The 21643-nt window shown below is 28.5% G+C and carries 19 protein-coding genes; 13 read left to right on the top strand and 6 right to left on the bottom strand.

Annotated elements, in window-relative coordinates; translation table 11 throughout:
* Window positions 1-116: 116 nt before the first annotated feature.
* Window positions 117-1607 carry a phosphomannomutase/phosphoglucomutase gene (locus tag J2127_RS07910; RefSeq protein ID WP_209733022.1) on the bottom strand — a complete coding sequence of 497 codons (1491 nt, stop codon included), beginning with the start codon at window positions 1605-1607 and terminating at the stop codon, window positions 117-119.
* Window positions 1608-2053: 446 nt separating this feature from the next.
* Between J2127_RS07910 and J2127_RS07905 the strand changes: the two genes are divergently transcribed.
* From J2127_RS07905 to J2127_RS07895, 3 genes are all read left to right on the top strand, one after another.
* Entirely contained in the window at window positions 2054-2521 is a 468-nt protein-coding gene (locus J2127_RS07905; RefSeq protein ID WP_209733021.1) for an Hsp20/alpha crystallin family protein, read from the top strand.
* Window positions 2522-3512: 991 nt separating this feature from the next.
* On the top strand, window positions 3513-5420 hold the full coding sequence (locus J2127_RS07900; RefSeq protein ID WP_209733020.1) for a beta-CASP ribonuclease aCPSF1: 1908 nt from the start codon (window positions 3513-3515) through the stop codon (window positions 5418-5420).
* Window positions 5421-5930: 510 nt separating this feature from the next.
* A complete protein-coding gene (locus J2127_RS07895; protein WP_209733019.1) occupies window positions 5931-6455 on the top strand; it encodes a hypothetical protein in 525 nt (174 codons plus the stop codon).
* Window positions 6456-6624: 169 nt separating this feature from the next.
* Here J2127_RS07895 and J2127_RS07890 read toward each other — a convergent pair whose 3' ends face one another.
* Window positions 6625-7650, bottom strand: coding sequence for a hypothetical protein (locus J2127_RS07890; protein ID WP_209733018.1), 1026 nt, complete (start codon window positions 7648-7650; stop codon window positions 6625-6627).
* A gap of 266 nt (window positions 7651-7916) precedes the next feature.
* Here J2127_RS07890 and J2127_RS07885 point away from each other — a divergent pair, with 266 nt between their 5' ends.
* The gene (locus tag J2127_RS07885) at window positions 7917-8222 is read left to right on the top strand and encodes a hypothetical protein (protein ID WP_209733017.1); all 306 of its coding nucleotides are present in this window, start codon (window positions 7917-7919) and stop codon (window positions 8220-8222) included.
* A 63-nt stretch (window positions 8223-8285) separates the two neighbouring features.
* Here the strand turns inward: J2127_RS07885 and J2127_RS07880 are convergent, their stop codons facing one another.
* Window positions 8286-9221 (bottom strand): DUF5655 domain-containing protein, encoded by a 936-nt coding sequence (locus tag J2127_RS07880; protein ID WP_209733016.1) that lies wholly within the window; start codon window positions 9219-9221, stop codon window positions 8286-8288.
* Between the two features lie 221 nt (window positions 9222-9442).
* The gene (locus J2127_RS07875; RefSeq protein WP_209733015.1) at window positions 9443-9925 is read right to left on the bottom strand and encodes a pyridoxamine 5'-phosphate oxidase family protein; all 483 of its coding nucleotides are present in this window, start codon (window positions 9923-9925) and stop codon (window positions 9443-9445) included.
* Window positions 9926-10146: 221 nt separating this feature from the next.
* Between J2127_RS07875 and pyrI the strand changes: the two genes are divergently transcribed.
* Complete coding sequence (pyrI, locus tag J2127_RS07870) at window positions 10147-10605, top strand: aspartate carbamoyltransferase regulatory subunit (RefSeq protein WP_209733014.1); 459 nt, start codon at window positions 10147-10149, stop codon at window positions 10603-10605.
* Between the two features lie 61 nt (window positions 10606-10666).
* On the opposite strand, the gene J2127_RS07865 is transcribed toward pyrI, so the two are convergent.
* A complete protein-coding gene (locus tag J2127_RS07865) occupies window positions 10667-11104 on the bottom strand; it encodes a hypothetical protein (RefSeq protein WP_209733013.1) in 438 nt (145 codons plus the stop codon).
* Between the two features lie 392 nt (window positions 11105-11496).
* Between J2127_RS07865 and iorA the strand changes: the two genes are divergently transcribed.
* From iorA to J2127_RS07850, 3 genes are all read left to right on the top strand, one after another.
* Window positions 11497-13284: an indolepyruvate ferredoxin oxidoreductase subunit alpha gene (gene iorA / locus J2127_RS07860; protein WP_209733012.1), complete on the top strand. Its 1788-nt coding sequence runs from the start codon at window positions 11497-11499 to the stop codon at window positions 13282-13284.
* 70 nt (window positions 13285-13354) lie between these two features.
* Window positions 13355-13921: an indolepyruvate oxidoreductase subunit beta gene (locus J2127_RS07855; protein WP_209733011.1), complete on the top strand. Its 567-nt coding sequence runs from the start codon at window positions 13355-13357 to the stop codon at window positions 13919-13921.
* Between the two features lie 608 nt (window positions 13922-14529).
* Entirely contained in the window at window positions 14530-14868 is a 339-nt protein-coding gene (locus J2127_RS07850) for a helix-turn-helix domain-containing protein (protein WP_432442933.1), read from the top strand.
* A 226-nt stretch (window positions 14869-15094) separates the two neighbouring features.
* Here J2127_RS07850 and J2127_RS07845 read toward each other — a convergent pair whose 3' ends face one another.
* The gene (locus J2127_RS07845; protein ID WP_209733009.1) at window positions 15095-15715 is read right to left on the bottom strand and encodes a DUF531 domain-containing protein; all 621 of its coding nucleotides are present in this window, start codon (window positions 15713-15715) and stop codon (window positions 15095-15097) included.
* Window positions 15716-16024: 309 nt separating this feature from the next.
* Here J2127_RS07845 and J2127_RS07840 point away from each other — a divergent pair, with 309 nt between their 5' ends.
* The 5 genes from J2127_RS07840 (at window position 16025) to J2127_RS07820 (ending at window position 21537) form a co-directional block, all read left to right on the top strand.
* Window positions 16025-16231 (top strand): 4Fe-4S dicluster domain-containing protein, encoded by a 207-nt coding sequence (locus J2127_RS07840; RefSeq protein WP_209733008.1) that lies wholly within the window; start codon window positions 16025-16027, stop codon window positions 16229-16231.
* Window positions 16232-16788: 557 nt separating this feature from the next.
* Window positions 16789-17874, top strand: coding sequence for a ZIP family metal transporter (locus tag J2127_RS07835; protein WP_209733007.1), 1086 nt, complete (start codon window positions 16789-16791; stop codon window positions 17872-17874).
* 556 nt (window positions 17875-18430) lie between these two features.
* Complete coding sequence (locus J2127_RS07830) at window positions 18431-19015, top strand: helix-turn-helix domain-containing protein (RefSeq protein ID WP_209733006.1); 585 nt, start codon at window positions 18431-18433, stop codon at window positions 19013-19015.
* A 132-nt stretch (window positions 19016-19147) separates the two neighbouring features.
* Window positions 19148-19558: an acyl-CoA thioesterase gene (locus J2127_RS07825; RefSeq protein ID WP_209733005.1), complete on the top strand. Its 411-nt coding sequence runs from the start codon at window positions 19148-19150 to the stop codon at window positions 19556-19558.
* Window positions 19559-19857: 299 nt separating this feature from the next.
* Entirely contained in the window at window positions 19858-21537 is a 1680-nt protein-coding gene (locus J2127_RS07820) for an AMP-binding protein (protein WP_209733048.1), read from the top strand.
* The last annotated feature ends 106 nt before the right edge of the window (window positions 21538-21643 follow it).

Genomic DNA, 21643 nt, shown 5'->3' with positions numbered 1-21643 from the left:
AAAAATAACCATAATACGGATATAAAATATAAAAATAAAGCAAAATAATAATTAAAAATAAGAAATATTAAATAATTATTTATTAATTACGTAATTAACTATATAATGCTATTTAATTAAATAATTAAACTTTTTATGTAATCTACCCTATCATTCATTTCTTTTTTGGATTTAGCTTCTAAATTAAGCCTTAAAAGTGGTTCAGTATTTGAAGCACGCAAATTAAACCACCAATCTCCACAATATACGGAAATACCGTCGATAGTTTCTATTTTACACTCTTTAAAATGATTCTTAATTGTTTCAATCGTTTTTTCCTGAGTGGCTTTATCTGCTAATTTAAAGTTTATTTCCCCGCTATGGTAATATATTTCGTATTGTTTTGCTAATTCAGATAATTTCATATCATTATCGCTCATGGCCTCTAGAACGTACTTTAAAGCTAATAACGGGCTTTCGAAATAACCTATTTCTTTAAAGTAGAAATGATTACTAAATTCCCCTGCAAAATCTGCGTCGATTTCGTGCATTAATTTTTTGATAAAGTAATGACCTACACGAGTTTTAATAGCGTTTGCAGCGTGTTTTTCTACTAATTCAGGGACTATATTGCTACATCTTAAGTCATAAACTATTTTTGGTGTAGTTATGCAAGGTTTACCGTCCTTTGTAAGTTTTGTAGTATGGGTAACGATTTCTTCGCTGTTTGTATCTTCTCCTATAGGGTGACATATACATTCGCATTCATACTCACAATTTGGATAATCTATTTTTTTCAATTCGATATCTTTCATAATTTGGTCTGCAATTATGGCAGTTATTATATCGCCTTTCAACGCGTTACCGGTTTCATCTATTAAGCCTAACCTATCCCCATCACCATCAAAGATAAGACCTAGTTTAGCACCTGTAATTACAGTAGTATCTTTAATTTGCTTCAAACATTCTTCTTTTAAAGTATCTGGTTCGTGAGCTGGAAACGTTCCGTCAGGGCATTCATTTATAAAGTTATAGTTTTTAAATAACTTCATTATTGCATTTTTTTCGGCCATGGTAGTTGCACCATTTGCAAAATCGACACAAATTGGTATTTCAGCTAATTCCGCATCTGAAAAATTGTTTTTAAATTTTTTTATGAAATATTCTTCATAATCATCGATTGGGTCAAAATTAATATCTGGTATATCCAAAATTTTTGTATTTTGAATTTCTTCAATTTTTGTATTTTGTATCTCCAATCTTGAAAAATTAGGTTTAATATCCTCAACCGGTGAAAGTGGCACAACGTTTTTGTCGCATACTTTAAAACCTGTGTATTCTTTCGGATTATGCGAAGCTGTTAAGATTACACCTAAATCGTAGCCTCCCCCTTTAGTCCCGTAGTACATTTTCGGAGTTGAGATAGTCCCCGCATAATAAACCTTGCTCCCCATGTCTAAGAGCCCCCAAATGAACGGTTTAACGAGTTCTTCAGAGCCTACTCTAACGTCATTACCTACAAGTACATTTTTATAGGTTTCACCTAAAGATACACCCAATGAATATGCAAATTCATAATCAAGTTGTTCTTTGTATTTTCCCCGAATATCATAAGCCTTAAAAACCAAATTATCACCAAATTTTACTATAATTACATAATATTACTTATCTTACATAGTAATTGTATACTACTTATGCAATTAAACAATTAAACAATTATTCTAATTATATCCTAAATACGTGGTCATATTATTTATTTTAATGTGATTTACCATGCTATATAATAATTTATGAATTAAGGAATATAAATAATATCTACAATTTAAAAAAATACATGTAATAAAATTAAAAATAAGAATTAAATTAATAAAAAATAAAAATTTAAATATATAGAAATATAGATATATTTTAAATAGAGTTATATAACATATTGAGAATCTGCAAATTAGGGTAAAATTAATAAAAATTAATAAAAATAAGGTCAATTAACAACCGGAAAGTATATATAGAACTTCAAAGTAATATCCATATAACGAATTATGCTAAATTATGATATAATCTAGAGGTGGTATATATGTTTGGTAGAGATTCAAACGACCCTTTCGATATTATAAAATCAATGGGCTTTATGGGCGGAATGACAGATTTGGGTTCTGCTTTCGGCTCAATGGGTTCAAAAAAGCACGTTAGAATGAATGGTTTAGAAATACAGGGCGAAGGATTTATGCCGATATCAATTATTGATGGTGACGAATCAATAAAAATTATGGCATTTTTACCAGGGGTTGAAAAAAACAACATTGTTATAAACGCAGTTGGAAATTCAATTGAGTTAAGAGCCAAAAGACAACCTTTAGCAGTAACTGAATCAGAAAACGTGATATACAATGAAATGTCTTCAGAAGAAGACGCATACAGAATGATTACGTTACAAACACCAGTTAAGGAAAACGAATCAAAAGCTAAATTTGAAAATGGAATGTTAACTTTATTCCTTCCAAAATCAGAAATTTCAATCAAAAAAGGAATTGATATCGAATAACTTTAATTTATTTAATTTATTTAATTTATCTAATATTAAATTTTTATTTTTAATTTATTTTTTTTTAAATTAGTTTTTTAAATTATATTATTAATTATCTTAGTACTTAATTTAGTACTTAATTTAGTACTTAATTTAGCATATATTTTAGTAAGTTACTTCTTAGTTTTTTTCTTATTTTTCTAGCATATCACTTAACTAATAACCCTATAAAACAAGCTATACATTTGAATGAGCGTATAAAGAAAATAATAGAGCAATAAACCAAAAAATATAAAAAGGAGATACTTAATAGATAATACTATACTATAATGTGCATTATGGTGTAGCTTAAAATTTTAGAATAAATAGATACTATTAAATATATGATTAACATAGTTGTATACAACCTATTAAATAATGATGTTTTTTATATGATTATGATTATAGATATGAACATATTCAGTGTTCTTTTTTAATTATATACAATTAGTATGTAAATAGTGTAATATCAAAATGTCACATTTTACGATATTAATTATATTAATTAGACAATTATCAACCTATATTGTTATATTATTAGGAATATTAGGTATTATCATTTTATTAATTAATCATCACAATAATTGATACAAATAGTAAAAATAACGACCTTAAAGTCAGTAGGTAACTAAAAAAATAAGAGATTCTTTTTTAGCAATATATAGTTCTATAATGTAGATATTGAAGTTAATTTTAAGTTTAGTTTTAAAATTAGTATTTTTTAGAATTGTGTATATCGCTTATAAAATAATTAAAAATTAAAGTATAAAGTAAAATTTAGTTTTATTTAAATTTAAACACAATTAAACGATTAAATTAATATGACGCAATATTAGTTATTTAATCATTATTTTAAATCAATTTAAGTCAGTTATTTTTAAGACAATATTGTGATAACAATACTAATCAATATAAGTCAATACTTTTAATGAATTATAAACCCTGTTTGTAATTAATAGGAGGGACAATTTTGTCAGCCGAAGAAATACTTAACGAATTAAAAGATAATGTAGTAAAAAGAGCCCCTGGAAATGCTGTAATTACGGATGTGGAATTTGAAGGTTCTGAAGTGGTAATTTACGCGAAAAACCCGGAACTATTTTCAAATAATTTTATAAAGGAGCTTGCCAAAGATTTTAGAAAACGTATAGCTGTAAGGCCTGACCCTTCAGTTTTACTTGAACCCGACATAGCAAAGGAAAGAATTTTAAGAATCGTTCCTGATGACGCAGAGGTTGTAAACTGTATATTTGACGCTAATACCGGTGAGGTTATTATCGAGTCAAAAAAACCTGGTTTGGTAATCGGTAAGGAAGGTAGCACATTAGAGGATATTAAAAAAGAAATTCAATGGGCACCTAAACCTGTTAGAGCACCACCTATCCCATCTGATACAATAAAGGCTATAAGGTCAACAATGTACAGAGAAAGAGCGGATGTAAAAGATATCCTTAGAAGAATAGGAAGAAGAATACATAGGGATGTTAAATTAAGAGACGATTGCTGGATTAGAACATCATTTTTAGGCGGTAGCCGTGAAGTTGGTAGAACTTGTTTATACCACCAAACACCTGAAAGCCGTATTATGATTGATTGTGGTATTAACGTAGGTATGGACGACGAAAAAGCGTTCCCTCACTTTGATGCGCCAGAATTTTCAATTGAAGAAATTGACGCTGTTGTAGTTACTCACGCTCACCTTGACCACTGTGGTTTTATCCCAGGTTTATTCAGATATGGTTATGACGGTCCTGTTTACTGTACTAAACCTACAAGAGACTTAATGACTCTTTTGCAAAAGGATTATATAGATATTGCAGAAAAAGAAGGTAAACAAGTGCCATACACATCAAGAGATGTAAAGAATGCTATTAAACATACAATACCTTTAGATTATGGGGTTACAACAGATATTGCACCTGCTGTAAAACTTACTTTACACAATGCGGGTCACATATTAGGTTCTGCAATTGCACACTGTCACATCGGTGATGGATTGTACAACGTAGCGTACACCGGCGATATTAAGTTTGAAGCTTCAAGATTATTAGAGCCTGCAGTTTGTCAATTCCCAAGACTCGAAACACTTATTATGGAGTCAACATATGGGGGATACGACGATGTATTACCTGAAAGAGATGAAACAGAAAAAGAATTATTACGGGTCATTTCTGAAACTATCGCTAGAGGCGGTAAGGTAATTCTCCCAGTATTCGGTATTGGTAGGGCTCAGGAGTTAATGCTCGTACTTGAAGAAGGTTACAACCAAGGAATATTCAATGCTCCTGTATTCTTAGATGGTATGATTTGGGAAGCTACTGCAATACACACTGCTTATCCAGAATACTTATCAAAGAATATGAGAAACAGAATTTTCCACGAAGGCGACAACCCATTCTTATCAGAAGTATTTAAGAAAGTTAAAGATACCAAAGATAGAAGAAACGTAATCGGTAGGGATGAACCGTGTATTATTCTCGCTACATCAGGTATGCTTACAGGTGGACCGAGTGTCGAATACTTTAAAACACTCGCAGATGACGAGAAAAACGCTATCGTATTCGTAGGTTACCAGAGTGAAGGTACATTAGGTAGAAAAATCCAAAAAGGTTGGAAAGAAATACCTTTAATGGGTAAAAACGGAAAAACAAGAGCTATCAAGGTTAAATTATCTGTACATACGCTTGAAGGGTTTTCCGGACACTGTGACAGAAAACAGCTTATAAAATACCTTAGGAAATTAAAACCAATTCCAGATAGGATATTGACCATACACGGTGAAGCGTCTAAATGTATCGATTTAGCAAGTACCGCGTATAAATTATTCAAAAAAGAGACTAAATCACCTATGAATTTAGATTCCGTTAGGTTAAGATAATTAGTTTAATAATACCTAATTATTTATTTTTAGTTTTATTTTTTTATTTTTCTTTTTATTATCATTATTTTAAGTCTAACATTTTGGAAGCTAATTATTTATATATTTATTTATCCATTTTTGAACATTATATCATAATTGTTCAGTAAGTTCTGAATTAATTGTACATAGTATTTATATGATAACTAAATAATATAGTAATGTTGTTATGATATACATTAAAAGGTATATATTCATAACGGCATTAATATGAAGTATTACAAAGGGCAAATATAATACTACATAATTTAATATATTAAATAAACTTTTAAATTTTTAAGTTTTTTAACTAAATACTAGCTAGATAATAAAATATTTATTTATTTAGTACTATTTCTCACTTAATTATTACCAACTACGGTATAATATTAGTTGATATTAACTTATTGACTATATTATGGGAAGATAAATATTAAACCACGAACTTAATATTCAAAATTAGATTATATATAGAATATGAATAGGGGTAATATGGGATTAGATATTAACCTACTATCCATAATTATTATGGCAGTAATAGGAATAATCGTAATCTACGCTATGTTTTTTGAGGGTTTTATAGATCGTATTGGTAAATTATTTTTTATTTTATCAAAAGATGAATCTAAAGAATACTCAAAACAGAGGGAGATTACTCTTCAATCAACAAATAATCACGACTCTAATGACAAAAGCGATAAAAAAAGTTATCTGCTTTGTGAAAAGAAATTATTAAATGAATTAGTTTTAGAAATAGAATACTGTAAAGAAAATGTAATATATTACAATTCAAAAATTGCTGAATGTGAAAATTCACTAGAGCAAATAATCCGTGATTATCACGAACTTCAGACTATGAATTCAACGAATTCAGAAGATGTCGACAATCAAAACGAATTGTGTGAATTAAAAGAATTAATCGATATAAAGACTCGAGAATTAAAAACTATGAAAAATAATTTAAATAGTGAATTAAAAGCACTTGACGATTTAAATAAAAAAATAATAGATAATTAACCTCTTAATTTTTATTATTTTAATTATCTACTTATTTATCTATTTGTTCATTTATTCATTTATCTATTTTACTTTTTTAAACTTTATTACTTTTTTAAACTTTAATTTAAAATATTATACGAATTAAAAACTAAATTTAAAAAAGAATTAATAAGAATTAATTTAAATATTATTTTTCTAACTGGGATATTATGTAAGCTACAGCAACTCCTGCGTTATGTGCTCCCGAAACATTCTGGGCGTAAGGCGTAGGGTCAACATCCTCATGAAAGCATACGAATCGGTCTACAATACCACTTACAAACATAAATGGCGGATTACTACATAAATAATCTTTTGCAGCTAAATATATCAAACAATGCGTAGTTTCGATAGAAACTCCGTCATGGCTACCTGGATAATTACTAAAAAAGTCTTTGGCTGTTTCCTTATCTTTAGTACTATATAAATTATAGTCCGTTACATTTACAGAGCCTAAGGCAACGTAATTTTCACTAACATATACAGGAGTTTCGACTGTTGATGGATTATTTGGTGGACTAAGCATCAGTCCTTTGTAGTTGTTAAAATCAACTTCTTCGAGTTCTCTTATATAATCATTGGAGCATGAAGACATTATTTGACTCCAACAGTCACACTCAAATTTACTTATAGGATCTTGTCCCCCATTTCCACTATCGTGCATAAATACGTTACTTCCAATTACGACGGCGCCATTGATGTTCTCCGTCCCAAATGGGGAATCAAAAGTTACACAAGGTCCTGCGGAAGCTGTACCTACTGCAATAACCATTTCAATGTCTAATTTCTGTCCCATATATTCATATTCATAAATTTGAGGTAGTAGTCTCATTTTTTCTTCAGAACTTGACTGTAATTCTGATTTACTGTTACTAAGCAAGTCCGAGATACACCATACTTCGATATTTCTTTTTTCAGTCTCAAAAACCATTCTAGGAATAGTTCCTGAACCTTCAAACGGTTTAGCAGGTCCATAAGTCGGATAAGTAAGTAATGTAAGCGAATTTTCAACATCTAAGTCAATAATATATTTTTCATTATCGCCATAATTGTGTTTGTCTAGTAGATAGCTATTTGTAAGAACCCAGCATACTGGATCGCATTCCCAATATTTATTTACGACTACAATAACTCTTTTTTTGCAGTTTGTATCATCTTTTAGTGTTTCTACCATAATTCCTCCCCCATATAGTTAGATTTGATTTTAAATATTGATTTTTTACCCAATATAATTTATGAAAATATCCTTATTTAATATTTATGAATTTTAATATATTGCCAAATATTGAAGTATTGAAGTATTGAAATATTAAAAATAATGATACTATTTATAACAATTAAGAAATAATAATTATTAATGAGAATAATTTGAATGATGACAATAAAAATAATGGAAATACGATAAAATACGATAAAATAACAATATTTTTGAGGGGTATTATGAAAATATTGGCAGTGGGAAAAGATATAAAAACTATGGATTTTGAAACGAATCCTGAAAAAATGCAAAAAATCTTAAATGAGGAATTTATTCATTTTTGGGAAGGCTACAAATATGATTTTGTACGGGAATTTTATTTTAGAACGGATAATAAAGGTGTGGTGTTGATTTTAGAAGCGAATTCCGTAGAAGAAGCAGAAATAGAAATTAATAAGCTACCATTGGTAAAAGAAGGTTATGTGGAATTTGAATTGATACCTTTAGGATACTTTAGACCTTTTGAAAATTTAATTCCTAAAGAGTAATTATTTTTATTAATATCCTATTTTTACTTTATTTCACTCTATTTTATTTTATAATTTAGTTATTTATTCATCTTTAATTTTATTTTGAATTTTATAAACTTGTTTTATTAAACTTAACATATATTCTAACTCTTCGTCATTTGTAAAATTATATTCATAATCTCCATTTCCAAATTTACCAATGCCTGCAACATTTCTATATAATGATTTAACGTCGTTAAGTTCCCCCATTTTTAAATTTAGCCACATTTTTAACTGGGATTTTTGTATCGTAAAGTCAACAATGTTTTTATTATCCTTTTTAAATGCGATGTACCATTTTTTAGGCTCTATTTGAATATCCGGAATCATTTCTTCTATTTTATCCTTAAATTTTTCGTATAACTCTACCGTTTCAGGACTTCCCATACTGTAATGGTAATCTATAGTGTATGTTTTCACTTCAGAGCTAACCTTTTTAATTGTTTCATTTTCCACAGCTATATTTGAAATACTATTTGTAATTCTATTACCTTTTACTTCACTAAATGATAAGATGTTATTATCAAATCGTTTAATTTCGTATATTTCTATAGGTAAATCCTTGAAATTAATTGTATCTTTTTGAAATTTATTAAACGATTGAGAAATAAAAATAACCTTAGATTGAGACCAATCAATATCTTTTCTTTTTAAGCTTGTTTCGAACTTTTCGTTGAATTCCAAAATAAATTCGGCTTTATTATTTAGCATTGTTGCTAAATAAGCATAACCTTGGTCTATAACACTGTAATTTTGTCCCCTTTTGTATTCTATTATTACGAAGGATTTGTTTTCTTCATCATATGCAACTGTATCAAAGCGATATTTTTCAACGGAAAATTCACTTGTAACAAATTTTAAATTTAAAAATTCTTTTAAATTTTTTTCACATACTTCCTGCAAATCCTTTTCTAATTTAAATTCTTTTTCTTTAATCTCTGCTATTTTGTTATCACTGCCTAATTCAAATAATACCATATTAATCAATCCCATATTTTTATTAAGTTATCTACTATCATATTTAGATTATAAATTGTACATATAGTTATAATTATAAATTATATTTCTAAAACAAAGTATTTATTAATTTATATGTGGGTTTATGCAAAAATATACCACATACTAAAACTAAATTAAAATAAACTATATTAAAACTATATTAAAAAAATAATAGTCTAATAAAATAAAAAATAATAATTTTAATATGATTTTTCATTTTTTAGTGCTACAATGTCTTCAATATCCGTTAATTTCCAAATGTATGTGTTATCATTTGTAATTATCGATTCCACAGGTTCTTCCGAATTTTGACCGAGTGCTTCAAGTACAATATTTGACAAACCCTTAGATATTATCATATCTGCGAATTTCTTTTTGATTTGAACTTTTTTCTCGGCATTTTCTTCTTCAACAATTTTTCCTTGAAGGGTTATAAATTTAAAACAAGACATATCTTCAGAAAATTTATCAATTTCGACAGAGACATAAGGATTATTTTTTAAAAGCTCTATTTTTCGCCCGTATTTAGTTGATAGGAAATACATATATTGACCATCAAAGATGTATAAGAATGGTGCAATGTATGGGTATTCTAAGCCCGAAAAAGCGATTCTTGAAACATGGTTACTATTTACAAGTGTATCATATTCTTCTTTATTCATTTTAGGTATTTTAAAGACCATTTTAATCCCCCTCATTATTTTTGAGTATTATATTAGCTAAATTACCTGTAATAAAATTTTATAAATATGGCTATATATAAATTGTTAAATAATATGAGATAAGTAATACAAGATAAGTAATACGGGTAAAATATAATATGAACTTATAAATTAAAACTAACGAAATAAATAATAAGATAGATAATAAGATAAATAATAAGATAGATAATAATGGTGAATTTATGGTTGCAGAAATTGATAAAAAACAGTTAAAAGTAAAACCTATTGATAATGGAACAGTTATAGATCACATAGCTAGCTCTAAGGCATTAAACGTATATCAAATATTAAATATGCCAAAAGATACAACTGTAACTTTAGCTATGAACGTTAATTCAAAAAATGGGGCTAAAGATATTTTAAAAATTGAAGGAAAGGAACTTTGTGAAGCTGAAGTTAGTAAAATTGCATTAATATCCTCAAATGCTACCATAAACATTATAAAAGATAGTGAAGTAGTAAAAAAGTTTAATGTTAAAGTTCCTGACGAAATTGAAGGCATATTAATCTGCACTAATCCAAATTGTATAACAAATAAGGAAAAAGTTATGGGAAAATTCAAGATAGAAGATAAGGAAAATTTAAAAATAAGGTGTAATTATTGTGAAAAATTTATCAATGAGATAAAGATAAAAAAATAAAAAAAATAAAAAAATACTACTATAATAAAATAAAGAAATAAAGAAATAATTTAATAAGATACTAAACGTATGACGGTTCCTTTCTTTTTTTAGATTTCTCTAACCGCTTTTTTTGTTTTTTATGCTCTTCTGATAGGTAAGCGAAAAATACGTACGCCAAAATACTAAAAGTTACTGCAGATATTAAAGTAATTACGTATTCAGTACCCCTATCCATTACAGGTACTTTTTGGGCTAAATCTTTAATTAATTCTATTTTATAGTTTGAAGAAGTTATATTTTTAGTATTTACTATTTTTTCGTCCGTACTTTCGATATCTCCAGTATTTATGGTGGGTAATATAAATTTAGCAACTAATCCACAACTTGAGTTTAAAAATAACATAGTAATAACTATGAATAAAAATAATTTTTTAATTCCCCTGTTTTTTATCCATCGTTGTGAACTAGACTTACGCGATAACTTTGGTAAAGTTAATAATTTTAATAAATTTGCCAAAATTTCCCCCATTTATAATTTAATGTATTTTTTAATCCTTATTTACGATATATTTTTAATTTCCCCTTAATATATTATTTATTGATTTGTATATATTAATTTAAGTATGTAACTTTATCAATTTTTACGAAGACTTTAAATCAGCGTTTTTGTTAAATACTTCTACTTAATATTTATATATGAATTGAAATTATTATTATGTGCGAATACTATCACTATTAATAATTACAATTAAGATTACAATTACTATTACAATTAAGATAAGTAAAATTACAAGTAAATTATATTAGTAAAGTTATTAAATCGAATTTTATTATAACTTATAAATTTTATTATAATTTATATAATCCATATAACCTAAATAGGCTATATAATGTAAATTGAGGTATACCATGTCAAAAAAAGAATTATTGCTTGGAAACTTTGCAGTAGCTCGTGGTGCGTACGAAGCAGGCGCAACTGTTGCAACAGCTTATCCTGGAACCCCAAGTACTGAAATAACAGAATATATTGCACAATATGATAAAATAAATTCAGAATGGTCAACAAACGAGAAAGTAGCATTAGAAGTGGCTATAGGGGCATCAATAGCAGGCTCAAGAAGTATAGTTTCAATGAAACACGTTGGTTTAAACGTAGCTGCTGACCCATTTATGACTGTTACATACACTGGCGTAAACAGTGGTCTTGTAATTGCTGTAGCTGACGACCCAAGTATGCACAGCTCCCAAAATGAGCAAGACACAAGGTACTTCGGAATGGCAGGAAAATGCCCTGTTTTAGAACCTTCAAACAGCCAAGAATGTAAGGATTATACGAAAATGGCTTTTGAAATAAGTGAAAAATTTGATACCCCTGTGATTTTAAGATTAACTACAAGAATATCCCACTCTCAAAGTATTGTATCCTTAGAAGACCGGATAACTGACGAAGAGATAATTTCAAGACCTTATGATAAAAATCCTGATAAATACATCTCTGCACCTGCAAACGCAAGAAAAAGAAGAGTTATTATCGAAGAAAGGCTTGGTAAACTTCAAGAATTCACAAACAATCCAGAAAATAACCTTATAAACGTAGAATACAATGATAAAGCTATAGGTATTATAACGAGTGGCGCATCATACCAATATGCAAAGGAAGTATGTCCTAACGCTTCATTTTTTAAATTAGGAATGGTATATCCATTACCTAAAGAAGCAATAACCGAATTCGTTAATAATTGCGATAAGGTATATGTTATTGAAGAATTGGAACCTATTTTCGAAAAAGAAATAAAATCTTGGGGATTATATGTTATCGGAAAAGAAATTTTCCCAACAATCGGAGAATTAAGCCCTGAAATCATAAGAACCTGTTTAAAAGAAGCTGGCGAGCTAGAATCCAAATCTTTGGTTACTTACGAAGTACAGGAAGATTTACCCGTTAGACCTCCAGTATTATGCCCCGGTTGTCACCATAGGGGACCATTCTATATCTTGAAAAAGCTTAAATTAAACGTTTCAGGAGATATCGGCTGTTATACATTGGGCGGTGTACCTCCATTAAGTGCTATCGACACTACAATTTGTATGGGTGCAAGTATTGGAATGGCTCATGGCTTTGAAATGGCGAAAGGCAAAGAATTCGCGAAAAAATCCGTTGCAGTTATCGGAGATTCTACATTTTGGCACTCTGGCGTTACAGGATTAATCGACATAGTATACAACAAAGGAAATAGCACCGTTATAGTATTAGACAATTCAATAACTGCTATGACAGGTCACCAAGAAAATCCATCAACTGGTAAGACCTTAAAAGGCGATATGGCTCCGCAAATTGATTTTGTAGCATTAGGTAAGGCAATCGGTATTAAAAGAGTTGTAGAAGTTGACGCTTACGACTTAGAAAAACTCGAAGAAGTTATTAAAACAGAAGTAAACGCTGAAGAGCCATCACTTATAATTACAAAAAGACCTTGTATATTGATAAAAGGAGTTAAATTCGAATATAAAGATTTACAAGTGAATTCTGAAAAATGTAATGGTTGTAAACTTTGCTTAAGAATCGGTTGTCCTGCAATTTCATTTAATAACGAAACTAAAAAAGCAGAAATTAATAAATCGCTCTGTGTAGGTTGTGGTTTATGCGTAGATGTTTGCAAACGTTCTGCAATCGAATTAAAAGAGAAAAAGGATTAAATTTAATTTAAAAATTTAGTGAATGTAATACATAATTTAAAAATTTTAAAAAATAAACTTAGGTGGAATTATGAATATATTAATTGCTGCTGTTGGGGGTCAGGGTGCCGTATTAGCTTCTAAAGTACTTGGGAAGTTAGCCCAAAACATCGGAAAAGATGTTAAAGTATCTGAAGTTCATGGAATGTCACAAAGAGGCGGTAGTGTAGTCGCGCATGTTAAATTTGGCGATAAAATATATTCGCCAGTGGTAGAAAGAGGCTCCGCAGATATCGTTTTGGCTTTCGAATTACTCGAAGGTGCTAGATACGTAGATTATTTAAAAGAAAACGGCATATTGATATCCAATACTCAAAAAATAAATCCAATGCCTGTTATTATTGGAGCGGTTGACTACCCTGAAGATATTAAGCAGAAAATGGCTGAAAAAAACATAAATACAAAATTTGTTGATGCTCTTGATTTAGCAAAGGAATCTGGCAATATAAAAACAGTGAATACTGTTTTAATCGGATTACTTGCAAAAAATAGCCCTATTGCTAAAGAGGAATGGGTAAAAGCGATTAAGGAAACCGTTCCTGAAAGATTTTTAGATGTAAATTTAAAAGCTTTTGAAATGGGTTATAATTTAAATTAATCGTTTAATTATTTATTCAATTATTTTTTTATTTTATTTCTTATTTTATCATTTTATTTTATCATTTTTAGTTTTTTTTATTGCATATCCTTATTTTTATTTTATACCCTTATTAATTCCATTTTTAAATTTAGAATGGATAATATACCCATATAATTGGTGACATAATGGGCATATTGGATAACTATATAAACAATTAACTATAAACCTTTTATCGTGGGATAAAAGAAGATACATAAATGAGATTATTACGTTTGAAGATGGAAAAATAAAGACGATTAAATGGGCCTACGCATTATTTTAAATTTAAGTAAATTAGTAAACCATACTAAACTAAGTCAATTGAATTACTGAAATTAAAATAATGTTGCTTAATTATTTACTTTAATTACATTAATTTATCAACTATGGTGACTAAACATTTAGATTATTTAATAATTAACAATATCGTTAGTCACGGCAACTTTATATATGGAGTGACTAAACGATTAGGGGCGATTATTACAATTGAATAATGAATATTCATTATTTCGTTAAGTGGAGGGGAAAATTTGACCAAAGATTTGAGTTCTGTTAATAAAGAATTAATAGCAAACTTATCCAAATTAATGGGTAGTGAGGTCAAAGCTAAAATATACGTATACCTAAGAATGTACGGTGAAAGTACGGTAGATGATATTGCGGAAGGAACTGGCATATATCCATCAACTGTAAGGGAATCAATATTTGAGATGTTTAATGAAGATCATGTATTTAGGAAAAAAATGGACAGGGAAGGTTTGGGCAAAAAACCATACGTTTATTCATCAATTGACCCAGTTGACCTTGTAAAAGAAATATCTGTTGAAATAGAAGATAAATTAAACGATTTAGCATTAATCGACAAAAAAATCTCTGATAAAAAAGTTAAAGGCGTAAAGCCGATTGTTTCGATTAACGTTAAATAATTAACTATAATAGTTAATTCTTATTTAATTATTTATTTAACTATTATTTAGTTAATTAAATCTTAATCTACATCTAATTATTGTGTTATATTTAATTTTTCGCCTTTTAATTTTTAATTTTTAATTTTTTATTTATTTTATATAATTTACATATTATTTTCTTTTTTAACTTATTATACTGTTATTATATTGTTGGTATGATGTAATAGATTGTCATTTTGTCATTTTATTCGTATTTTGCCATAGTACCTAGTACTGAAGGTATTGAAGCTATTGCAGTGCAAGTTTCAAGTGATAAACCTTTTTCGGTGATATCTAACTCATAATGACCCATTTTCATCACATCTTTAGGTAAACCGTGTCTTCCTAGCCCAATAAATACACCACAAGGCTTTTTTTGTAATTCTTGAAGCACTTGTTTTGGAGTTATTAACTTTTTAGCGTCAGGCTTTGAAGTTGTAGCTATAGGCGTACCAAATTGTGCTTGATACTTATTTGTTACAATGAATCTATTATTATCAATCAAATTCCTTAAATAACTACCTGAACCGCCTATGGTAGTTTCAATTAATTTTATAACGTCTTTTTCAGTATTGGTGCTTTCTAAACCTTCCAAATTTTCTATTTTATCTACTGGAAAATCATATATTGCTAAATTCCAATCAAAAGCTGTGCAAATTGGCGCTGCTCTAGCTATTGCTCTTTTATGAGCTTCGTGCCATTTTGATTTATCGTAAGAATTGTACAATATCATTGTACATCTTTTGTAGTGTTTGTCCTTGTTTCCGCTTCTGTTTTTATTATTAGCATATTTTTTGTAATCATATTCGTAATTGTATTCTTCCATAGCTGCACCAATTTTATTACATTTTGTTTGTTATTTTTTTTATTTTTTATTAGTTTTATTTTTTATTAGTTTTATTTTTTTAATTTTATCTTATTTAAATTATTGTCATGGAATAAATTTTAGAATAAATATATTATGTATATTATGTACATTATGCACCAATATGGATAAAATGCAATAAATAATATATAATAAAATGATAAGTTATATTATGGGCATATCTTATTAAGATTTAAAATGGTTGATACCTATGGTGGGCATACGTATAAAACTAAAATAAAATCCTAAAAAGATATAAATGTGATAATTATGTCCGTAGAAATAATTGTTGATAAGGAAAAGTGTACTGGTTGCGAAAAGTGCTATTATGCTTGTCCTAAAGGGCCACGAATATGGAAAAAAGACAAAGACGGCAAGTTCTATGCTTTTGATGTTTCAGACTGCCACAACTGTAAAATATGCGTAGGAAAATGTCCTGTAGATGCAATTACTATTAACATGAAAAAAGATGACTAAGTATATATAATTAAAATAGATATAATTATACGATAGATAACTTCTATTGTAATAGACTGTAAAAAATAAAAAAGAAAATAAAATACTAAATAAAATACTAAATAACTAATACATAAAAATACATATTAATTAAAATTTTTAATTAATATACTAATTATATATTCTTACATATGATTTTAATTTTATTTTTAAAATATATTATTTTGAGTAAGTTTTATACGATAACCGTATCGATGACCAAAAATGCGTAATGTGACAACATAATAAATTATACTATTATTAATCGTTTAAATCACGATATTTTATTTTTATTAAAAATATTTAAGTATAATTAATAATATTAAGTATGCTTAAATATTAATATTAGAACATCTAACATTTATCATGAATTTACCCTGATTTATTCGAATTAGATAAATTTTTATAATTTTTTATAATTTTTTTATAAATTTTATAATATTATACCTTTGATATTAGATAATCTAATAACCATATTAGAAAAGATTAAATAACATTAAAAAACTTGAAGTATATAGATTATATTATGGGTGTTTACAATGATAGATTTGATAAGCAATGAAGGAATACATGTTGCAATAATAGCATTTTTCATAATGATTTTTGGGGGATTTTTGGCGTATTATACCAACTTTTTAAAGGAATCTGAAAATTATGAGCTATTTGCAGGGGGATTTTTGTTAGGGGCGAGCATATTTATTATGATACCTGAGGGGTACTTTAAATATTCTACATTGTATGTGTTACTGGGTATAACACTTGTAATATTATTTGAAAAGTATTTTAGAAAATTGGGTGTACATCATCAATTACACGTCATTAATCGATTAAATAATGAAAAAAATGCCGAAAACAATGCAAAAAATATTAAAAATATTAAAAATATTAAAAATGATAATTCATTGGGCAAATTTAAAAATAAGGTTTCAAACAAAATTATTGAAATAATAGACTATGATATAAATCATAGTGAAAGTATAGGCCGTAAAGGTAATAAAAATTACAATGACAATTTAAATAAGTCATACGATGAAAAGGAATTAAAAAATAGTAAAAACTGTACAATCGATAATATTAATTCAAATACTTGTGTGGATTGCGAAGAAATAAATTCAAAAATAAATAAGGAAGATATGGTTTTAAAGACAACCGTTAAATTACCTGAAGAAATAATTCAAAAAAACATTTCCAGCCTTGAAAAAATATATGAAAATGTAGATGTTAGAATTAAATACATTTACCCTATTTCATTCTTTATTCACGCGTTTATTGACGGTTTGGTAATTGCTTTAACCTTTATTGGTAGTTTGGGAATGTCTTTGTACCTTGCAATACTATTGCACAAGTTACCTGCAGGTTTTGCATTATTCTCACCTTTAAAAAAGTACTATGGACCGTACTCTTTATTGATTGGAAGTATCGTTTCTCTTTCAACCGTACTGGGAACTTTTGCAGGGCTTTGGATATTACCGGAATTACCCGTTAAGCCTTTGATATCTTTTTCAGCAGGTGTATTTATAGCTACATCTATGCTTTTACTGATTAACCCAAAACATGCAAATATAAAAGGATTTTATTACATATTATTGGGTATTTTCGCAGTTGGAATTGCCGTACTACTTTAATACCATTCTTTTTTTATGTATTTTTATTTAATTTTAATTTATACGTAGAAACCTTTCTTTTTTAGTACTCTTTTTACTTTTTTATCGTATCAAAACTACCTTTGACCGTTAACTTTTTAAATAATAAGATATATTTTAAATTTAATGTTTTGGTTTATGTATATGTATCAATTAATTAATGCAAATAAACCAATCATTAAATCTAACAATAAAATAAATATCTAAAAAATTTTAGTAAACTTAAGTAAAGAATAAATAGTTTAAATAAATAGTTTAAATAAATAACTTAAGTAACTAAATTAAATGAAATAAAAAATAAGGAAAAGGTCCAAAATGAAAAAACAAACAAATTGTACAAATTGTACAAAACCTCACGCGAGGCAAAATTGTAAAAAATCGGAGATATCCGACTAAAAGAAGAGTACAACTAAATTAAAACAATAAATAAATAAATAAATAAATGCAAATATGGATAAATTAAAAATAGCGTAAAATATACAAATATAAAAACAAAACAAAAAATTTAAGTTGTACTCCAAGTAAAAAGAGGGTAAGTATGTCAGAAAAGAACAACCAAGTAGGAATTAAAATCAAAAAAGTTAGAGAATTAAATAACATGTCTATTGAAGAACTTGCAAAAATTAGCGGTAACGATGTTGAATTGCTCAAGAAAATTGAAAACGGCGATTTGATACCTTCATTAAAACCTTTAATCGCAATTGCAAGAGCTTTAGGCGTTAGGTTGGGTACTTTTTTGGACGACTTGCCTGAAATCGGACCAGTTGTATCAAGATTTGGTGCATCAGAAAATGTTGTTAGGTTTTCAGGAACAAAAACGTACTCCAACGAAGAAGAAAGTAAATTAAACTTTTATTCATTAGCTGCGGGTAAAATAGATAGGCACATGGAACCATTTATTATTGATGTGTATCCACAAGCAGATGAGGAAATTGAATTATCTTCCCACGAAGGTGAAGAATTTATATATGTTATGAGCGGAGAGATTGAAATCAACTACGGACAAGATGTATATGTTTTAGCAAAAGGAGATAGCATATACTATGATTCAATCGTACCTCACAACTTACACGCTAAAGACCAAAATTCAAAGATTTTAGCGGTTGTATATACACCATTGTAAATACTATGGGAATTTAGTATAAGGAAAATTAATAATATAAAATGCTAAAGAAATTAAAATTAAAGCCAAAAATTAAAAATTAAAAATTAAAAAATTATTAAACTTAGTAAAATTCTTAAATTGGTGTATATTATGTATGAAATAACCGTAGAACCAAGATTTGGCGATATCGATGGGTTGCGCCACATAAACAATACCGTTGTAGCAATATGGTTTGAACAAGCAAGAAATCCATTTTTCAAGATGTTCACCCCAAATTTATCAACAAAACACGAAGATTGGAAACTTATAATGGCTCACACAGACTTTGACTTTGTTAGCCAAATGGAATTGGGTAAAAACGTTCAAATAAGAAGTTACGTTAGCAGAATAGGAAATAAGTCATTCACTTTATATCACGAAGCTTGGCAAGACGGTGTATTGTGTGTAAAAGGTAAAGCAGTAGTTGTTCATTTTGATTTTATCGAACAAAAATCAGTTCCTATACCAGAAGACATAAGGAATCAATTGATGGAACATTACATAGAACTCGATAAAAATTAAATATTATATTAATATTTTATGAATAATAAAATAACAACTAAATAACAACTAAATTCTGCTTTTTTACATCTTACATTTTTACATTATCAATTATACAATCTTAATTTTACAATTTCAATCCAAATTAATTAAGCTAATTATAATGTAAATTAAAATAAGAACTAATACGAATTAATACGAATTAATATAAATTAATATAAATTAATAAGAAATAATAATAAAAACTAGACAATTAATCAATTAACCAACTAAAATGTGATGTTATGGTCGAAAAAACAGGAAATGTTTATTATGAAAACATGGAAGCACCACTAGATTATGGAAATCTATTTACAGAAGAAACAATCGGTGAATTCTTTGAAAAAATGGTATCAAAAAACCCTGACCAAGAGTTTATGGTTTATCCAGACAGAGATTTAAGATTTACCTACGGAGAATTTAACGAACGTGTTAATATGATGGCGAAAGGTCTTTTAGAGATTGGTATATCTAAAGGCGATAACGTTGGCCTTTGGGCAAGAAACGTACCAGACTGGTTAACTTTCGTATTTGCAACCGCAAAAATCGGGGCTGTAGCTGTAACCGTTAACACTGCCTACAAAAGTCACGAACTTGACTACGTACTTAAGCAATCCGATATGAAAGCTTTAGCAATCGTAGATCAATTTAGGGATGTGAACTACATTGAAACGGTTTACGATTTAATACCTGAATTGAAAACACAGAAGCGAGGGGAGTTAAACAGCGAAAATTACCCTCATTTAAAAACCATTATGTATATAGGACCTGAAAAGCATAGGGGTATGTATAATACTCATGAAATCATGTTATTAGGTAAACACTTGCCAAATGATAAGCTTGAAGAAGCTAAAAAGCAAGTTAAAAATACCGATGTGGTAAATATCCAATATACTTCAGGAACAACAGGTTTTCCAAAAGGTGTGATGCTTACGCATAGAAATATCCTTAATAATGGATTCTATATCGGAGAAAGTATGCACTATAGCGAAAAAGATAGGCTATGCTTACCAGTTCCTTTATTCCACTGCTTTGGTATAGTTCTGGGGGTTATGGCAGTTTTAACACACGGTAGCACCCTCGTAATGCTTGAATTATTCGACCCATTACTTGCACTTGCAGCAGTCCAAAAAGAAAAATGTACATCACTCTACGGGGTTCCTACAATGTTTATTGCAGAGTTTAGCCACCCTATGTTTAAGATGTTCGATCTCAGTTCATTAAGAACCGGTATTATGGCAGGCTCAACATGCCCTACAGAAGCAATGAAAAAAGTAATCGAAGAGATGAATATGTCCGAAGTTACAATTGCTTATGGACTTACGGAAGCTTCACCTGTGTTTACGCAAACTAAGGCTACGGATAGCCTTGATAAAAGAGTTAACACCGTAGGTGTGGCTCTACCACACAGTCAAGTAAAAATTGTAGACCCTGAAACAGGCGAAACACTCGGTAGGAACCAAGTCGGTGAAATCTGCTGTAAAGGTTACAATGTAATGAAAGGATACTATAACATGCCGGAAAAAACCGCTGAAGCAATCGACGAAGACGGATGGCTTCACAGTGGAGATTTAGCAACACAAGACGATGAAGGGTACTATAAAATCGTTGGAAGAATAAAAGACATGATTATCAGGGGCGGAGAGAATATCTACCCTAGGGAAATCGAAGAATTTATTCATACAATGGACGGCGTAAAAGATGTTCAAGTTGCAGGTATCCCTGATAAAAAATACGGTGAAATCGTTGGAGCATTCGTAATTCTTGAAGAAGGTGCAGATTTAACCGAGGAAGATATAAGGGACTACGCAATAACCAAAATTGCAAGGTACAAGGTGCCTAAATACGTCTTTATGGTTGAAGAATATCCACTTACAGCAAGTGGTAAAATTCAAAAATATAAATTAGCTCAAATCGGTAAAGAATTAGTTGAAAAAAGACTAAATGAGACTAAATTGTAAAAATACTAAAAAATAAAATACAAAATTAAAATATAAATACAAATACAAAAAGAAATACAAGAATAAATAAAATTCCTTTTCCTTATTTTTAATTTTATTTATTAAG

The organism is Methanococcus voltae (assembly GCF_017875395.1).
Lineage (GTDB): Archaea > AGJL01 > Methanococci > Methanococcales > Methanococcaceae > Methanococcus > Methanococcus voltae_C.
Note: the sequence above shows the minus strand (reverse complement) of the source record. Positions and strands in the feature narration are given on the sequence as shown.